The 16,817-nt window shown below is 55.5% G+C and carries 16 protein-coding genes; 9 read left to right on the forward strand and 7 right to left on the reverse strand.

Translation table 11 applies throughout. The features are described from left to right. Window positions 1–196 precede the first annotated feature (196 nt). The 4 genes from Pan97_RS21330 to Pan97_RS21345 all read right to left on the reverse strand — a co-directional run bounded on the left by Pan97_RS21330 (window position 197) and on the right by Pan97_RS21345 (window position 2,983). Complete coding sequence (locus Pan97_RS21330; RefSeq protein WP_144976151.1) at window positions 197–706, reverse strand: DUF3592 domain-containing protein; 510 nt, start codon at window positions 704–706, stop codon at window positions 197–199. Between the two features lie 98 nt (window positions 707–804). After that, window positions 805–1,713 (reverse strand): hypothetical protein, encoded by a 909-nt coding sequence (locus Pan97_RS21335; RefSeq protein WP_174819552.1) that lies wholly within the window; start codon window positions 1,711–1,713, stop codon window positions 805–807. Between the two features lie 90 nt (window positions 1,714–1,803). After that, the gene (locus Pan97_RS21340; RefSeq protein ID WP_144976153.1) at window positions 1,804–2,124 is read right to left on the reverse strand and encodes a DUF6572 domain-containing protein; all 321 of its coding nucleotides are present in this window, start codon (window positions 2,122–2,124) and stop codon (window positions 1,804–1,806) included. 49 nt (window positions 2,125–2,173) lie between these two features. Continuing rightward, window positions 2,174–2,983, reverse strand: a complete 810-nt coding sequence (locus Pan97_RS21345) for an NHL repeat-containing protein (protein ID WP_196782174.1) — start codon at window positions 2,981–2,983, stop codon at window positions 2,174–2,176. A gap of 375 nt (window positions 2,984–3,358) precedes the next feature. On the opposite strand from Pan97_RS21345, the gene Pan97_RS21350 reads away from it, so the two are divergent. From Pan97_RS21350 to Pan97_RS21360, 3 genes are all read left to right on the forward strand, one after another. Further along, window positions 3,359–4,495, forward strand: coding sequence for an L-threonylcarbamoyladenylate synthase (locus Pan97_RS21350; protein ID WP_144976157.1), 1,137 nt, complete (start codon window positions 3,359–3,361; stop codon window positions 4,493–4,495). Between the two features lie 81 nt (window positions 4,496–4,576). Beyond that, the gene (rpiB, locus tag Pan97_RS21355; protein WP_144976159.1) at window positions 4,577–5,032 is read left to right on the forward strand and encodes a ribose 5-phosphate isomerase B; all 456 of its coding nucleotides are present in this window, start codon (window positions 4,577–4,579) and stop codon (window positions 5,030–5,032) included. A 351-nt stretch (window positions 5,033–5,383) separates the two neighbouring features. Next, window positions 5,384–5,953 carry a hypothetical protein gene (locus Pan97_RS21360; RefSeq protein ID WP_144976161.1) on the forward strand — a complete coding sequence of 190 codons (570 nt, stop codon included), beginning with the start codon at window positions 5,384–5,386 and terminating at the stop codon, window positions 5,951–5,953. 80 nt (window positions 5,954–6,033) lie between these two features. Here Pan97_RS21360 and Pan97_RS21365 read toward each other — a convergent pair whose 3' ends face one another. Next, window positions 6,034–6,687, reverse strand: coding sequence for a TVP38/TMEM64 family protein (locus Pan97_RS21365; RefSeq protein WP_165698898.1), 654 nt, complete (start codon window positions 6,685–6,687; stop codon window positions 6,034–6,036). 160 nt (window positions 6,688–6,847) lie between these two features. Between Pan97_RS21365 and Pan97_RS21370 the strand changes: the two genes are divergently transcribed. The 3 genes from Pan97_RS21370 to Pan97_RS21380 all read left to right on the forward strand — a co-directional run bounded on the left by Pan97_RS21370 (window position 6,848) and on the right by Pan97_RS21380 (window position 12,091). Next, window positions 6,848–7,489, forward strand: coding sequence for a hypothetical protein (locus tag Pan97_RS21370; protein WP_144976164.1), 642 nt, complete (start codon window positions 6,848–6,850; stop codon window positions 7,487–7,489). A gap of 57 nt (window positions 7,490–7,546) precedes the next feature. Then, window positions 7,547–9,286, forward strand: a complete 1,740-nt coding sequence (locus Pan97_RS21375; RefSeq protein WP_144976166.1) for a HEAT repeat domain-containing protein — start codon at window positions 7,547–7,549, stop codon at window positions 9,284–9,286. 204 nt (window positions 9,287–9,490) lie between these two features. Beyond that, complete coding sequence (locus tag Pan97_RS21380) at window positions 9,491–12,091, forward strand: DUF11 domain-containing protein (RefSeq protein WP_165698899.1); 2,601 nt, start codon at window positions 9,491–9,493, stop codon at window positions 12,089–12,091. A gap of 75 nt (window positions 12,092–12,166) precedes the next feature. Here the strand turns inward: Pan97_RS21380 and lipA are convergent, their stop codons facing one another. Next, window positions 12,167–13,057 (reverse strand): lipoyl synthase, encoded by an 891-nt coding sequence (gene lipA / locus Pan97_RS21385; RefSeq protein WP_196782445.1) that lies wholly within the window; start codon window positions 13,055–13,057, stop codon window positions 12,167–12,169. 7 nt (window positions 13,058–13,064) lie between these two features. Further along, the gene (locus Pan97_RS21390) at window positions 13,065–13,850 is read right to left on the reverse strand and encodes a lipoyl(octanoyl) transferase LipB (protein ID WP_144976170.1); all 786 of its coding nucleotides are present in this window, start codon (window positions 13,848–13,850) and stop codon (window positions 13,065–13,067) included. 158 nt (window positions 13,851–14,008) lie between these two features. On the opposite strand from Pan97_RS21390, the gene smpB reads away from it, so the two are divergent. From smpB to Pan97_RS21405, 3 genes are all read left to right on the forward strand, one after another. Then, window positions 14,009–14,500, forward strand: a complete 492-nt coding sequence (smpB, locus tag Pan97_RS21395; RefSeq protein WP_144976172.1) for an SsrA-binding protein SmpB — start codon at window positions 14,009–14,011, stop codon at window positions 14,498–14,500. Between the two features lie 185 nt (window positions 14,501–14,685). After that, window positions 14,686–15,369, forward strand: coding sequence for an ABC transporter ATP-binding protein (locus tag Pan97_RS21400; protein WP_144976174.1), 684 nt, complete (start codon window positions 14,686–14,688; stop codon window positions 15,367–15,369). Beyond that, window positions 15,366–16,799, forward strand: a complete 1,434-nt coding sequence (locus tag Pan97_RS21405; protein WP_144976176.1) for an ABC transporter permease — start codon at window positions 15,366–15,368, stop codon at window positions 16,797–16,799. Before Pan97_RS21400 ends, Pan97_RS21405 begins: the two co-directional genes overlap by 4 nt. The last annotated feature ends 18 nt before the right edge of the window (window positions 16,800–16,817 follow it).

The following is a 16,817-nucleotide window of genomic DNA, read 5'->3' on the forward strand; positions in this document are numbered from 1 at the left end:
GACTCCAGGGGTGCGAAAACAGGGACGAGACCAGGCAGATCCACTTGGCATTCTGCCTGACGATTCGAGAAGTCCTTTTATGGTAACGGTTTTGTGTGCACGTGCCCACAATTTCATGGGCAAAAATCTGATATGCAACCCCGAGCTTTCCACCCGGAAGAGAGGGATGCAATTCGGCATCGACGAACGGCGTCGATCAACCCCGTATCCACGTGACCAAACCACTCAAGATCACCAGGCCCCCAAAACCAACACAAGCGATCCCCAGAAGAAAGCCGGTTCCCAATTTTACACCGGGTTCTAGGCAGCTTTGGCTTGGATCGGAAGGATCGTAAAAGACCTTAACATCAGCGCCTGCAGGGTACTGGTCGACGACGTCTGTCATCTCTTGCCGAATGGAGGAACGGGTACCGGCCAGATCGAAGTTGATTCGATCCGAGGTGTACGACTTTCCTTCCACATCATACTGGTACTTCACTTCTGGATAATACGACCGATCGTCTTTTGGCCCGCTCGATTCGACCTGAGAGACCGTAACGGTCCCCATGACCGTCGGCCAGACGTCGCTCTCAGCTCCCTGACTGGCTGAATTTAGCGGGAACACAAGCCCTATCAACCCAACACCCGCCAAAAGGGCCCCAGCCAGAATCGTGCTCCAGGGGCCTAGTTTTCGATAGTGGCTTTTTCTTGGGGGCACAGATTCCATGGACTCTTCGTTCTAATTACCTAGATTTGCAGCGAGAACTTATTCGTCCATCGACCATCAATCTTGGAACACGAGAGGTGAAATAAAGAAGTGCGTCTCTAAGACTGCTCGTCTTTACTACGCGATACGGCCTTTTGTCGAATTTCCGCGCGGGCCTTATCAAGTCGCTCTGGCCAAACAAACTTGGGTGCCTGGCTGGGATCATATCCGTCAAGATGCCCCTCCAAGCGAGTCACTGGCTTGGTGTATTTCAGCTCGGTCTTACCGAAAACCTCTTCGCACAGCTTGGCCAGGCCGGGGTCGTACTCTTTGAGTTCCTTGCGAGTATCGACATGATTGTGATCATGATCGGGTGCACGATTGTTGTCGAACCACGATTGGACCCCTTCGGCGAAATACTCGTGATGATTCACCGAAGCATATTTTCCCTTCCAGAGGCCTGCTTCCATCGCCTCGTCGTAGGCCTTCTTCACCCGATCATCGAACGTCGGGTCGATATTGACCATTCCACGAAGATGAATATTGTGGGCGAACTCGTGAATCAAGATACACTCGGTCGAGTAGGGATCCCCTTCGTAGCCCAGAAGGTTTTCTTCACCGCACGTGCAGTAAGGATCGGTCTGGGAACCGCCGGTCCCTCGAGCCCGTGCATCCCAGTAGTCTTTGGGCGTGAAATGGGCGAACTCAGGCAGATCCGTGGTGTACTCGTTGTGGGCGATGATCAGCATCCGCGAGCCACTGGCCACCATGGCATGCTTGATGTCCGGACGCTCGCGCAGCATCAATTCGATTAAGTAGGCGGCTTCCTTCAGGGCGTAATCATCGACGGACTTTGAAGCCAGTACTGGGTATCCGCCTGCATCGACATACTTCCCGTAGAATTCCGGAGCCTTCATATCTTCCGGTGGAATCGTCACACGGTACGACGGATCAGCAAACGCAGGCATCGCCAAGATAAGCAACAACAAACTCCAGGCGGCAACGGATCGAAGAATTAGGCGGGTCATAATCGCTTCTCGGTTCAAGGTGACTTCCGGCGGGGCATCTGCGCAACATTATACACCTCAGGTATCCAGTCTACTAGCAATTCGACACGATCAGTCGTAGCTGGTTTGAATCTCGATCCCTTTGGATCTTATGCGATCGGCTGTTTCATCTAAAAACCGCCAGCCTGCTTCGGAAGGATGATAACGCCCGCGGATTTCGATGCGGGCCGTTCGCCCCTGGGCCTTGGGATACGCTTTCTGCATATCACCCGTTTCAATAAACCGTAGATAGTTGGTGAGTTTATCCTGCAGAAGCTTCACATGCTCCGCTTCGTTGCCCCAGTCCTCTTCGTCCATCAAAGATAAAACGACGCAGCCGGTCTGCTTGCAGATGCCAACGGCATCGATGATGTGGGTCTTGGTGAGTGCCAAGGCTTATTCTCTTTCAAGCTGGTATCCAATTGCTAAGTATGAGCCGTAGCTACAACCGAATCCGCTGAACTCGATGGTTCTCGGAGTCGATCACGTGAATCCGCCCAAACCGATCCAGAATCAAAGCCCAGGGGCTATTGAGTTGACCAGGGTCGTGGCCGGAACTTCCCCACGTGCCGAGGCTGTTTCCTTCCAGGTCGAACTTCTGCACGCGGTGATTGCTGTACTCGACGACGTAAAGATGTCCCTTTCCATCAAGGACCAGATCGTACGGGTAACCTAGTTTGCCAGGCTCGCTTCCCTGCTCTCCCCAAATCTTGATGAGCTTAGCTTCGTTGCCTGTCGCGTCGAAGACCTGGATGCGATGGTTACACGCATCGGCGATCCAAATGTGGTCGTTCTCGTCGATGACCATGTTCTGCGGGCGGATGAACTGCCCAGGCTCGCTGCCGTGGCCTCCCCATTGAAAGAGGAAATTGCCGTCGGGATCGAATTTCTGCACTCGGTCGTGCTGGCCATATTCGCTGATGTAGTAATTTCCCTGGGAGTCCTGCACGGCCTCGGTAACGAAGCCGAACTCACCAGGCTGGGCCCCTTCCACGCCGCCAATCGTTTGCTCATCGAGTCGCTTGCCGTCCGGCGTGTAGACCAACATGCGGTTGTAGTGGGTGTCGGCAACCAGGAGGTTGCCGTTGTTGTCGAAGGATAGTCCCGAAGGGCGGCCTTTATAGAATTCAGGGATCTGCCAGGCTCGGCGGAAGTTACCATCGAGATCGAAGACCTGGATGCGAGCTGTCATATCGACTATGAACAGTTCGTCGTCGGGGCTGATCGCGACGGCCCGTGGTTTCTCAAACAAACCTTCTGAAACGCCGCGCCGTCCCCAGACGACTTCAGGTTCAACACTAGGCCCCGATGGCGGAAGACATCCCAAAAAGATCGTCAATCCAAGACTTAGCAGTACCACGAAACACGTGGGAAACGTCCGCTGAAGATATGAGCTGGAAAAGAATAACACGTTGGGGCATATGTAAGGGAAAGATAACGGGCAAAAACGCTTGTGGGGGGATCGCCCCTTTTCGTATAGTAACCTCTTTCAAGATAATAACTTCTGTATCTGAGTCCATTCAACTGCCGATCAAACCCGATAAACGGCCGTCTAGCCGTAGGAATCATAGGCATGGGTCGCAGACATTCCCAGCTAATCCCAAGAACTACCCTGGAATTTTAAACGTTGCCCGCCACTGTCATTGACGTAAAAGCAGCTGACGACCGCAGAGACGTCGTCCATCGTGCCGTTCAGGCATTGGCCGAAGGGCAGCTCGTGGCTTTTCCGACCGAAACCGTTTATGGCTTGGCCGCTTCGGCGCTGAACCCTCAGGCGATTCACGACCTTCGCCACGCCAAGGGGCGCCCGGAAACGAACCCTTTCAGCTTATGCGTTTCCGGTGCGGACACGCTGTGGGATTACGTCCCCAACGCTTCGCCGCTGATGTGCCGGTTGGCGCGTCGCTGTTGGCCGGGGCCGGTCACTTTGGTGATGCCATGCGACGAAGGCTCGGTCGTTTCTCAGTTTGCCCCCGATGTTCAACAGGCCGTCTCGCCCAGTGGGCTGGTCGGCCTACGAGTTCCGGCTCATGACCTGATCGCCCAAGCGATGCACTTCTTGCCAGGTCCGTTGGCATTAACGAGCGCTAATCTGTCTGGGCAACCCGATGCGATTCATGGAAAAGAGGTCGTAGAGGCACTGGGAGATCGGGTAGGATTAATTTTGGACGATGGCAAGTGCCGGTATGGGCAACCTTCCAGCGTCGTCAAAGTGGAAGGCAATCACTTCCAAATGTTACGTCAAGGTGTCGTTTCGGAGAGTGTCTTGAATCACCTGAGCAGCTACTTTGTCTTGTTTGTATGTACCGGAAATACTTGTCGTAGCCCTATGGCCGAAGTGGTCATGCAGAAACATCTGGCAGACAAAATCGGCACCACCATCGATCAATTGGATCAGAAAGGGATTTTGGTCGCATCGGCTGGGATCGCCGCCTATCCTGGAGGTCGGGCGGCACCCGAGGCGATTCACATCCTGGGTGCTCGCAGTTTGGATTTAAATGGCCACGCGAGCCAGCCCTTAAGCGACCGACTGGTCGAACAAGCCGACCTGATTTTGACGATGACAGCCGGACATCGCGACGCGATTTTGGCGCGTTGGCCGGAAGCACGTGACCGAATTCAAACGTTAAGCAGCGATGGCCGCGACATTGCCGATCCGATTGGAGGTTCGGAAGATGTTTATCGCCAGTGTCTTGAACAAATCGAATCCGAAATCAAGCAACGGGTCAAAGACCTCGACTTGGACAATCTCCTTCCTTCCTAGTCTTTTCCAGCCATACCAGCGGGAGCCTCTTCTGCATTCCGCGGTGGGTGACAAACCGCCTTTTGTCAAAATGTGACTGCCATGAAAATCGCGATTGGAAGTGATCATCGTGGGTACGAAGTAAAAACGAAGATCATCGAGCATCTTAAAAAGCTAGGGCACGAATCAGTCGACTGCGGTGCCCACGACTGCAACAGCATCGACTATCCCGATATCGCTACGGCGGTGGCAGAAAAGATCGTTAGCGGGGAAGTGGACCGCGGCATTCTGATTTGTGGTTCCGGCATCGGCATGGCGATTACCGCCAACAAGTTCCCAGGCGTCCGGGCCGCGACCTGCCACGATGATTTGACCGCTGAGATGAGCCGGCGGCACAACAATGTCAATGTGATGTGCCTATCCGCCGACCTGCTGGGCGAACGCCTGATCGATCGCATGGTCGACCTGTGGATCACGACCGAATTCGAGAAGGGACGCCATCAGCGGCGCGTCGACAAGATCAGCGAAGTCGAAAAGCGATTCTCCAAAGGCAAGTAGCCCAATCGCAGTGCCTCCTAAGTTGCGCAGCCAATGAGCCACGTCTTAAGCAGTCTTCTCTCGTTGGAACCAGCTCGCCTTGGCTTGAATTATTCCGCCAATTCTTAGCATAGTTTCTGGGGAATGTGGTTGGTTTACGCCGATTATTTCCAGATTCTTCGGCAAGCTATTCCGTTTATAACGATCGCACTTTCATCTGGGCCATTTCTGCAGTTTTTCTCCTCTCGGGACGCACCCGAAAATCTTGATGCGAAATCGATTGTTGATAGAGTCATTTAAACAGTCATCGAAAACGCACGTTTCGATTTCGCATCGTCGTGCTTCGCCTCTTTTTCGGAAAGATTGCCAGGAATGGTTCGGTTTCGTCGACCCCATCCCGAGGATGTTGAACAGTTGCTCTTGAACGCGAAACTGCGCGACGAGTTAGAGCCGTTCTTCGACGAATCGCTGCAGATTTTGGACAGCGGTCGGGTACCCATTCGCGTAGAAAACGAGTTTCTCAGCGCCATCCTGGCCTGGGAGCGTGCCCCGGTCCTACCCATCGCTCAGTGGTTCACCCCCACGCTTACCCCACCACGTGCGGATCATCTTTCTGCCGAGGAACTTCACGAAGTCTTGTGGGACATGATCCACAAACTCGCTTCGCGGCGAATTTATCTCGACTTTACCGACCATTTGAGCGACGCCGAACTGTATCGCCTGATCGTCCGTGACATCCTGCCGTCACAAGAGAAGATGGTCGACCTGTCGAGCCACTGCATCTACTACAACTGTGCGGAAGCCGACGGAGACATCGATACGTGGCTGCGGTTTTACGCCTCCGAGGAAGAACGTTTGGGCTGGATGGAAGAAACGGGCCAATCGCTACCCCCGGTTGAAAGCTCTCCGTATCCTCGCAAGCTCCCCGACGGCTCCTGCTAACAGATCACACGAAAGCGAAAGCGGATTTCATCGCGTGCTGAAACCAGGCACCGGGGCATGGTGTCATCCGCTTCGCTTTTTTAGGCGATTTCCTTCTTCTCGGCTGTTTGCAACCAACGGCGTACCAGGAAGGTAAGCAGTAGAGGGAGCCCGGCCGAGATTGCCAAGGCAACGACCAGCCACTCCTGCTGGGCCGCCAGGTTTCCGAAAGCGGAGTAAGCCAGCGCGATTCCCGCATTGGCCAAAAGGACAGGCGGCCAGAATTTTCGCCAGGAAAGTCCTTGAACCCCCAGCAGCACGACGGCTGCCTCGGCGAGGATCGGCAAGGCCCTGGTGATCACCAAAGTGACCACTCCCCAGTTTTCGGCAAACTTTTTTAAACTTTGGGCGTCAGCGTCGGCCAACCATCTTCGCTGAAGGGGCGGACCCGCCAATTTAGCGAGGCCAAATCCGATCGCAGCCCCCACGGTAAGGCCGGCGAAACATACCGTTGCCCCGGTAAAAACCCCCAATTTGGCCCCTGCTAACGTGTTAACCAGGCTCGAGGGGACGGGCAACAGCACGTCCAGCGCCAGCAATCCGAATAGTACGATCGCCATAACCATCGGCCTGGGTTGGGTTTCCTCCCATGCTCGGGCTGCTTGTTCCAGCCAGTGCCCCCAAATCACAAATGGGACGATGGGAATTGCCAACACCACGGCAAACAGGATCAGTATTTTCAGGAATGTCCGCATCGAATTGCTCGGTGAATACCCCATTTTTCATGGCATCTGATTTCTGACTTAACTATCATTTTTACTGGGGTAGGATTACCAAAGTACAGCAACATTCCCTCGCATCGTCACCGCGAGGTCGGTCACCCTTACAGCTTTCCTGCAATTGATGGATAGAGTCATGGTCTCACGATCACTCCTGGCGGCATTGTTTTTGCCGCTTCTCGCAAGTTCCTGCTACGCACAATATTGGGGCCCATGGGGTGGCGGTTATCACGCTTCGACCGCGGCCGAAGGCTACCAGCGAGGGCTAGCAGACGTAGTCCGCTCGCAAGGTCAGTACAATCTTGATACCTCACGAGCGAACGTCAACCAGCAAGAGGCGAACGCCGCCTACATCGAAAACCGCAACCGCGCACAAGAAGTCTGGTTCGACATGCGTCGTCGCAACGATGCCTACCGCGCGGAAAAAGCCGGCCCTAAGGTCACCAGCGAACAAATCTTCCGCATCAACGCCCAACGTGCCCCAAAGCGTCTAAATGACGATCAGATCGATCCCGTCACAGGCGAACTGCACTGGCCGCTCTTGCTCACGTCGATGGTCTACACGCCCTATCGGGAGGTAATCGACGCTGGTTTTGAAAAGCGTCACCAGAAGGGCTCATTCGTCGATTACGACTCGCACCAGAATGTCGTCAAAGCAGTCGATTCCATGTACGACGAACTCAAGAAGCGGATCCGTGACTACGAACCGCAGCAGTACGTTGATGCGAACCGCTTCATGGAAGCCCTTTCCTATGACGTGCGTTTCCCGTCCAGCTAAGTCGTCTGAAGAACCTACGACCTGAACACCTTTGACTTGCAACGCAAACTCTTCTCAATGAACAAGAAACTGGAGACGGCGATGAGTGCCCGTTATTTGTTTGTGTGTGTCGCGCTGTTGTTGTGCGGTACCCTCACTGCTGCCGAGCCGGATGCCGGTAAGCTGATCGCTGACCTGAAAGCCGGAGGTGACACGGCCTATCAGGCAGCCGATGAACTCGCTGATGCCCCTGCCGATAAGGCAGTTCCAGCTCTAACAGAAGCTCTAGGGAGTGACGACTCGGAGCTTCAACGCCGTGCGGCACGAACCCTCGCTCAGTTCGGCAAAGAAGCCCACACCGCCACGCCTGCTCTGGCCAAGCTCTTGGACAGCCCCATTGCCAAAGTCCGCGCCTACGCGGCCTACGCCCTGGGCAAAATCGGCAATGGGAGCAGCAAAGCGTTACCCAAGCTGATCGAATTGATCACCGACGAAGACCCAACCGTCCGTCGTGAAGCTTTGGAAGCCTTGCTCGAAATGGACGCCGACCCGAACGTTACCTTGCCGATCATGGTTGACGTTTTGGAGAAAGCCGATCCGGCAATGGTGCTCCCGGTTCTGAGCGAAATGGCGGAAAAAGGAGAGAAAGCCATTCCCCGCCTCCGCAAGGCTCTGCAAAACGAAAAGGCCGCCTACTGGGCTTGTCTCGTCGCCGCGGAAATGGGCCCGGATGCCGCTCCTGCCGTGCCCGAGCTTACTGCCGTGCTCGACAACAAGGACCCTGAGGTCCGCATGCATGCTCTGATCGCCTTGGGCGAAATCGGTCCTGGCGCCAAACCAGCCCTGCCCCGCGTCATTACGGCTCTTCAGTCGGATGAAATTCCAGCGGTGAAGTACTCGGCCGCATTCGCGCTGGCAGCAATGGAAGATGCTCAAGCGACGGAAGCATTGCAGAAGGCTGCCGAAGGGGATGACGCATTTCTGAGCCTGATGAGCTACTATGCCGTCGCCAAGCTGAACCCACAAGACAAGCAGAAAATGACCACGGCAGCCACCTTCCTGGTAGAAGCCATGAAGAACGAAAACCCGAACGTGCGAGCCGCTGCCGCTCGCTGCCTGGCGAACCTTGAAGCACCTCCTGAGATCGTTCAACCGATCATCGCCGACGCGCTGCAAGACGCCGACCCACGCGTGGTGGTGAACATCACGGACGCGATCGTGAAGATGGGCCCCCAGGTTTTGCCGAAAGTCATTCAAGGCTTGAAGAATGACAAACTGAAGTGGATCTCGGTCGGAATCATCCGCCAATGGGGCGAAGCGGCTCCCGAAGCGGTTGGTCCATTGGCGGATGCCTTGGCGAGCGAAGATGAACAATTCCGAGCTGAGGTCTTGATGGCGCTCGGTGCTATCGGTGAAAAGTCCGCTGGAGCCATCGAGCAGATCAGACCTTTCCTCAAGTCGGACTCGCGGACGCTAAAGCTCGACGCATTGTACGCATTGGGAAGTATCGGTGCGGGTGCTATTTCGACCAAGGGCGAGATCGAACCGCTGCTGTCAAGCGAAGATGCCTTCACGCAGTTCGCCGCAGCCTGGTCGCTGGCGCACATCGCACCGGAAGATGCGGATGTTGCCGCCAAGGCAGTTCCTGTATTGATCACGCATCTGACGGATAATTCGCAAGACTACATCCCGAGCGAAGCCGCTCAGGCACTGGCCATGTTTGGCGAAAAAGCCAAGTCGGCACTTCCCGAGTTGAAGAAGGCCGCCGAAGGTGGCAATGAAGCGGCCGCTGAGGCAGTCAAAGCGATTTCGATGTAAACATCGACGTCCCATCGAGAACACGAAAGGCCACCTCGACCAGGTGGCCTTTTTCTTTGCTAGCAGTCGGTGTGTCGGCAATAGGCGTGTTTGACTTGAACTGATCTTTTATCGAAATGGCAATTTTGCTAGTAATTTCGGGCCGACACTATTTTCTTGAGAATGGATGCCAGAAAGAAGTTTCGCATGTTAGGCAAGGATGCCATGAAGAACATTTATTTACGTTTGGCCGTGATTGGTGGAGTGGTCGCCCTCGGTGCCACCGCAATCGGACAATCGATGATGGCATCTCGGGATCCAGATCCAGAGCCAATCGAGATTTCACAAATCCCCCCCGGCACCTCGCAGCAACAACTCGCCGCGTCGTTTCCTGATTCTCAGGTCGTGCTCGCGTCGAACGACACGCCCGCCGAAGAGAGTTCTGGCACTCCCACTCCGGCTAAGCCTCCAGTAACCACGCCAACACCTACGCCAGCGGCACGGTTCAGCATTTCGGACTCAGAAGAACCCGCCCAGCCTGCGCCCGCGGCAGCCAATCCAGCGGCTACCGGTGAAGGAAGTGCACCCCCGAGTCGATTCAGTCGATTCCTGGGGAACTCATCCGCGAATCCAGCCGCTTCCGATACGGCTGCGTCCGCTCCAGCGGCCGCGTCGACGACCACTGGTAGTCGGTTCAGCATTGGCGACAGCCCAACTCCTGCGGCCGGAAACCCTGCTGCTGAAGAAGGTACCAACCCAGCTGCCTCCTCGCCCCCAATGCCGCCTGGTCCGCAAAGCTTTGCGACTGACGCAGCAGCCCCAACGCCTGCGAATCCAGCCAGCATGTCGCCACCTCCCGTCCGTTTTCAAACCGGCGTCGCGGCCGCAGCCGAAAACGTAGCAGGACAAGTCCAAGACACCGCTAATACAATCGCCGCGGAAGCAAATGGCGCAGCCGAGGAGGCGTCCGCCGCAGTGCGTGGAGCCGTCGAGAATACGAACAACCGATTCTCTTCGATGGTGAACTCGGCAACCCAGTCAATTTCCGACCAGGCAGGCGCCGTGGCTGATTCGGTGAACGAACAACTTCCGCAAAGCGTTCCTGTGCAGCCTCGATTCAGCTCGAATGTCGGCGATGGTCAATCGCCCACGGCTGCTGATCCCATGTCGCCAACGCCTCCTAATCCGACACGATTTTCTGCAACGAATACCGCAACCAATACGCCGCAGCCAAGCGTCATGGGTTCAGCGGCTCCCCCTTCGTACGGACAAACTCGTGGCTTCTCGGCCTCTGCTTCTCCGCCTCCGGCGGCGATGGTCGAACAACCTCAGCCTACGTATCAAGAAACGCCGCAGCCACAGCCAACGCGGTTTTCGCAGCCCCCACAAATCGCTTCGCTGCCATCCGCAGCCGAAGGCGCCATGGTCTCGGCTCGGCCTGGTGATATTCATCTTGAAGGGGACCAACAGCCCAGCATCCGCTTAGAGAAAGTTGCCCCGCCGGAAGTTCAAGTCGGCAAGGTGACCACGTTTGAAGTGCATGTCGAAAACAACGGCCAGGTCGACGCATCGAATGTCATCATTCGCGACATGGTTCCAGCCGGAACGAAGCTGGTTTCCACCAGCCCTCAAGCTCAACAGGGAGCCGATGGCAGCCTGGTTTGGGATCTAGGCACCCTGAGACCGCAAGAACGCAAGACGTTGAAGCTGGAGATCCTTCCACTGGAAGAAGGTAACATCGGCAGCGTTGCGAGCGTCGTTTTCTCGGCCAAAGCTTCTGCCAAGTCGATCGTTACCCGGCCCAAACTGGAGATTTCGCAGTCAAGCGCAGCAACGGTGTTAGCCGGCAATCAGCTTGGAATCACGATCACCATTGCCAACCCTGGAACAGGCGCAGCCACCGGCGTTGTTCTCGAAGAAAACGTCCCAGGCAATTTCGCTCATCCGGCTGGCAAGGAACTGGAATTTGAAGTCGGCACGCTCAAGCCAGGCGAATCGCGTCAGCTTGATCTCGTGCTCAGTGCCGTCTCGGCGGGTCGTGTTCAGAACGTGCTGCGTGCGCGAGCCGATGGCAATCTCACGGCAGAACATGCCGTCGAGTTGGAAGTGGTCGCACCGAAGCTCCAAGTTGCTATGACCGGTCCTAAACTGCGATACCTGGAACGTCCAGCCAAGTACACCGTTTCGGTCAGCAACCCAGGCACCGCCCCGGCTCACGAGATCGACGTCGTTACTTATCTGCCCAAGGGCCTGAAGTTTGTCGAAGCCAACAACGCCGGTCAGTACGACTCGACGCGACATGCCGTCTTCTGGAATCTGCAAGAGCTACCTCCCGCACAGACAGGCACAGTCGAATTGGTTGCTTTACCAATCGAAGCCGGCGATCAACGACTCCGAGTTGAGGGTTCCGCGAGCAAGGGTCTGACGGCCGAAGACGAATCGACCGTTCGTGTCGAAGGACTCGCAGCGATCTTCTTCGAGGTCGCCGACGTCGCTGACCCGATTGAAGTTGGCAAGCAAACCACCTACGAAATCAAGGTCGTCAACCAAGGCTCGAAGGAAGCTAAGAACATCCAAGTGGCTGCCGCATTGCCCCAAGGTTTGCGTGCGATTGCCGCCGACGGCGAAGTCCCTGGTCAGGTCCAAGGTCAGCAGGTTGTCTTCCAACCCATCGGACGAATCGATCCGAAGCAGACGGTTCGCCTGCAAATTCAAGTTCAAGGGACCATGCCTGGCGATCAACGCATCCGCGTTCAGGTTCGCACCGATGGCATTCCCGATCCGATCACCAAGGAAGAAAGTACCACGGTCTACACCGATCAATAGACTCGCGAACAACTTCAGCGAAACAAAAAAAGGCCGTCACTATGACGGCCTTTTTCATTGGAATCCCTGAGTTTGCTAGAAGCTCTCGGCCATGTCGCGAGCATGGTAGCTACTTCGCACGAAAGGACCACTGGCAACTTTCAAAAAGCCCATGCTCTTTGCCTGGTGGCCCAACTCATCGAACTCTTCCGGGCGAAGATAGCGAACCACCGGCAGATATCGCTTCTGGTCAGGCTGCAAGTACTGACCGAGCGTCAGGAAATCAACGTCCGCGTCCCGCAGATCTGCCAAAGTGTCCAGTAGTTCTTCCCGCGTCTCACCCAACCCCAGCATCAATCCGCTCTTGGTCTTTGTCTCCGGAGCGATCTCTTTGACCCGCTTCAAGAGTTCTAATGTCCAAGAATAGACCGACTTCGGCCCGCGGACTCGGCGATAAAGTCTTGGTACCGTCTCAGTGTTGTGATTGAAGACTTCCGGCTTCGCTTCCAGAACGCGAGCCAAGGCTTCTTTGGAATCGATAAAGTCCGGGGTGAGGACTTCGATCGAGGCCCCGGTCCTTTCTCGGACCGCTTCGATGCAGCGGAAGTAGTGATCGGCACCACCGTCCGGCAGGTCATCTCGCGTCACTGAAGTGATCACGACGTGCTTGAGACCTAATCGATAGGCGGCCTCGGCCAATCGCTCCGGCTCGTCGTCGGAAAGCTCCTGAGGAGCACCTCGAGAGACCGAGCAGAAGCTGCAAGCACGCGTGCAAATGGCCCCCAAGATCATGAAAGTCGCGGTCTGCTGCGAATAGCACTCCATGCGATTGGGGCACTTTGCTTCCTCGCAAACCGTCTCCAGCCCCAACTCCTTCATCAAGTTGGTCGTTTTGTGGCCGGGATCTCCTTTGGGGATATTCCGCTTGAGCCAGCGGGGAAGTCGTCGCCCAGAATCAGGCGACGGAATATCGGACGAGTCGATTATCGGTAGCTCAACTGGCTGCTTGGCGGGTTCGATCACGGGTTTGCTTGACTACTTCAGAAAACAGAGGATGGCTCGAGTGCCAGACTGCCTGGGCGGCCTCGAACCGTTGCGCCAAATGGTACGCCACACTCCGTGCGACCTCACCTATTGTAGGGCACGTCTCTGTTTCTTCCAGGAGACTGCTCATCGTGGCAGGATCTCCGGGACAGGCAAGCTCTGCGGGATTAGCCTCAACACCCACCTGACTGTGGGGTCCGCAGCTGACATTCAGAAATGCTCCGTGGCTGGTAATCCAGTTCTGCACAGCGACGCCGATAGCTGCCAGCATGCCGCTTCGTCCCCACAGGCCGAATCGACCGGGTCGTTTATAGCTGGGAACCTCAAACTCACGAGCCGTGTCCAAGAGTCCATTTTGCAAACGTTGGAGGTATTCGCCGACAGACCAACCGTAATACTTAAGCGGTACGATCGGATAGACGGCCAATTGGCCAGGCGTGTGGGCAACACAGGCACCACCACGTCCGATCCATCGCATTTCGAGCTTGCGGCGGCGCATCTCTTGTGTGGTCAAGCGGATATGTCGTCGCGAGCCTGCTCGGCCTATACTAATCAGCGGTGGATGTTCGCAAAGTAGGCAGGTAATGTGACCGTCGTCGCGTCCCCCCGACTCATAAACGAGACGTTTTTGCAAAGCGATGCACTGATCGAAGTCGACGATTCCCATGTGATGGAAATCGATGACGGTCGGCTGCGGCCGGAGCAAATCAGAAGACTGAAATTCGATTATTTCCACGCGCTCGATATACCTGAGAAGTCGTCGTTGCGAGGTCTTCGTTGGAGGGGGGAGATTAGCAGGAGGCGCGTTCTGAGCCTAGGTCGAAGTTAAGAAAAACTCCCTTGATATGCTGGCATCGCTGACACCCCTACCGCCCAATCTGGAAAGCATCGGAAGTGGCCAAGAAGTCAAAAGCTACGAAAAAAGAAGAAAACAAGAACGAGAAGAGCATCGGCGAGAACCGCAAGGCTCGGCATGAATACCAGATACTGGAGCACCTGGAATGTGGTATTCAACTGACCGGCAGCGAGGTGAAGAGCCTTCGCGACGGCAAACTTCAATTGGCGGAATCGTTTGCCCACGTAGTCAATGGTGAGGTCTTTCTGGTCAATTGCGAGATCTCGCCCTACACGAATTCCAGCGAGTATCTCAATCACGAGGCCCGGCGGAAGCGTAAACTGCTGCTGCACAAACGCGAGATCATCAAGTTTGCCCAGAAAAGCGAAGAGAAAGGGCTGACTCTCGTGCCTCTGAAGATGTACTTCAAACAGGGACGCGCCAAGGTCTTGCTCGGCATCGGCCGCGGTAGGCAAATGCACGACAAGCGGGAGAAACTCAAGAAAGACGTCGCCAAACGCGATATCGATCGAGCCATGAAACGGGGGTAAGTTCCTGAACCGATCGCTAGCACCGTGCGTAAATGGCTTCATAGCCATCCCTCTTAACACAATAATGCGAATAACACACACACGCAACTCATTTGCATTTAGGGGTTGGCGCCAAGCGTATCTCGTATTTCAATAGATGCTCGCGCAAGTTGCCGTTTCCCTGCCCCATGCCCCCATAAGTGGCCATGCTTAAGATCTCGAATTTGAAGAAGTCATTTCGGTTGCCTACCGGCGAACGAATGCCGATTCTGGACGTTCCTCAATTCAACGTCGCTGCTGCCGAACAGATGGTGATCGTCGGTCGCAGCGGATGCGGCAAATCGACCCTGCTCCACCTGATCTCGGGAATCGGTACGCCCGATTCCGGAACGATCGCCATCAATGGGCTCGACATAACGCGACTCTCCGAGGAAGGTCGTGATCGTTTCCGGGCCGAAGTGATGGGGTATGTTTTTCAGACATTCAACCTGCTGCAAGGTTTCACGGCCCTTGAGAACGTGATCCTGGGCATGTCTTTCTCTCGCGGGAAAGTCGATCGCGAACGCGCTCGCGACCTGCTCCGACGCGTTGGATTGGACCACCGCTTGAACGCCTATCCGCGTACGATGAGCGTGGGAGAGCAGCAGCGCGTCGCCGTGGCCCGTGCCTTGGCAAACCGACCGAAGCTTCTACTGGCGGACGAGCCGACGGCCAATGTCGACCCTTCCAATCAGCAGTCGATCGTCGACTTGATTCGAGAAACGTGCCAGGAAGAAGGGATCTCGCTGGTGATGGTTACCCATGCGATGGAAGTGGCCGAGCAGTTCCAGCGAATCGAACCTCTAGAGAAACTGAACATGGCAGTCCAAGCGAATAAGGCACACGCATGAGTATTTGGCAAATCGCTTGGCGAAGCGTCCGACAGCGAGCTTTGGCTTCGTCTTTAACTTCCTTTTCGATGGCCCTGGGGGTACTGCTGGTAACGGCCGTGCTGCTGGTTCATGGCCTCGTATCGAAGTCATTCACCGATAACTCCGACCTCGGCTACAACATGATCGCCGGAGCCAAGGGGGGCAAACTTCAGCTGGTTTTGAACACGACGTTCTACCTTAGCGAACCGGTCGAAAACGTTCCTTACACGTTCTATCAGCAGTTCCTCACCAAGGAGCAACAGGAACGAGAATTGGAGTTGATGAAGCCGGAAAGTCGCGGCGAGTTGACCGACGGCACCTATGCGAAGAACACCGAGTTCGCCATTCCCGTCTGCCTGGGCGACTACTACCAAAGCTACCGTGTCGTCGGCACGCTCCCCAAGTTTTTTGAGGTCTTCAAGGATTACGACAGCGACGAGCTCAAATACTCGTTCCGAGAAGGACGTAACTTCGAGGTCTGGAACGACGAGCACGGCTACTTCGAGGCGGTCGTCGGTTCGATGGTCGCTCAGAAAACGGGCTTGAAGATTGGCGACAAGATTGCCGCTTCGCATGGTGGCGATCCCAACGACATTCACACCGATTCGCCATTCACCGTCGTTGGCATCCTCGCCCCCTCCGGAACGCCCAACGACCGGGCCGTCTTCGTCAATATGGAAGGCTTTTACCTGATGTCTGGGCATGCCAAGGTCGAAGAAACCGAAGAAGTCGGGGCCAATGTGACCGGGACGACCATTTCGCGTCGGCAACCGCTGCCCATCCAACAGCGGGAAGTCACGGCCATCCTCATTCGAACCTCCGATCCGTTTTCCCCGATCATCATCAAGAACCGCGTCAATGAAGGGAACGTTGCCCAAATTGTGATGCCGGTGATGGAGATTACCAGCCTGTTTGAGTTGATCGTCAAGCCAATCCAGACGTTGCTGCTGGTCATTACCGTTCTGATCTGCTTTGTCTCGGGAATATCCATCCTGGTGAGCATTTACAACTCGATGAACGATCGCAAACGAGAAATCGCGGTTATGCGAGCACTCGGGGCGCGTCGCAGGACGGTGATGGGAATCGTGTTATCCGAATCGATCATCCTGTCCGTTGGAGGGGGTATTCTGGGTTGGTTAGGCGCTCATTTCCTATTGTTCGGAGCAAGCCCCATGATCGAGGCCCAGACCGGCGTTCAGATTGGGCTGTTCGACTTGGCTCCTCTTCCCAGGAAGCTTGAAGTTCTGATACCTTCGGCGATAATAGAGAATGATTGGATCGGCCCCCTATTCAGTTTGGAGTTGGTGATCGTCCCGGCTCTAATTCTGTTGGCAGTATTGGTTGGCTTTTTGCCTGCCTACACGGCGTATCGTACCGACGTGGCAGAAACACTCAGTTCGTCCCCCTAAGGACGAACCCGGCGGGCC

The sequence above is a fragment of the Bremerella volcania genome, assembly GCF_007748115.1.
GTDB lineage: Bacteria > Planctomycetota > Planctomycetia > Pirellulales > Pirellulaceae > Bremerella > Bremerella volcania.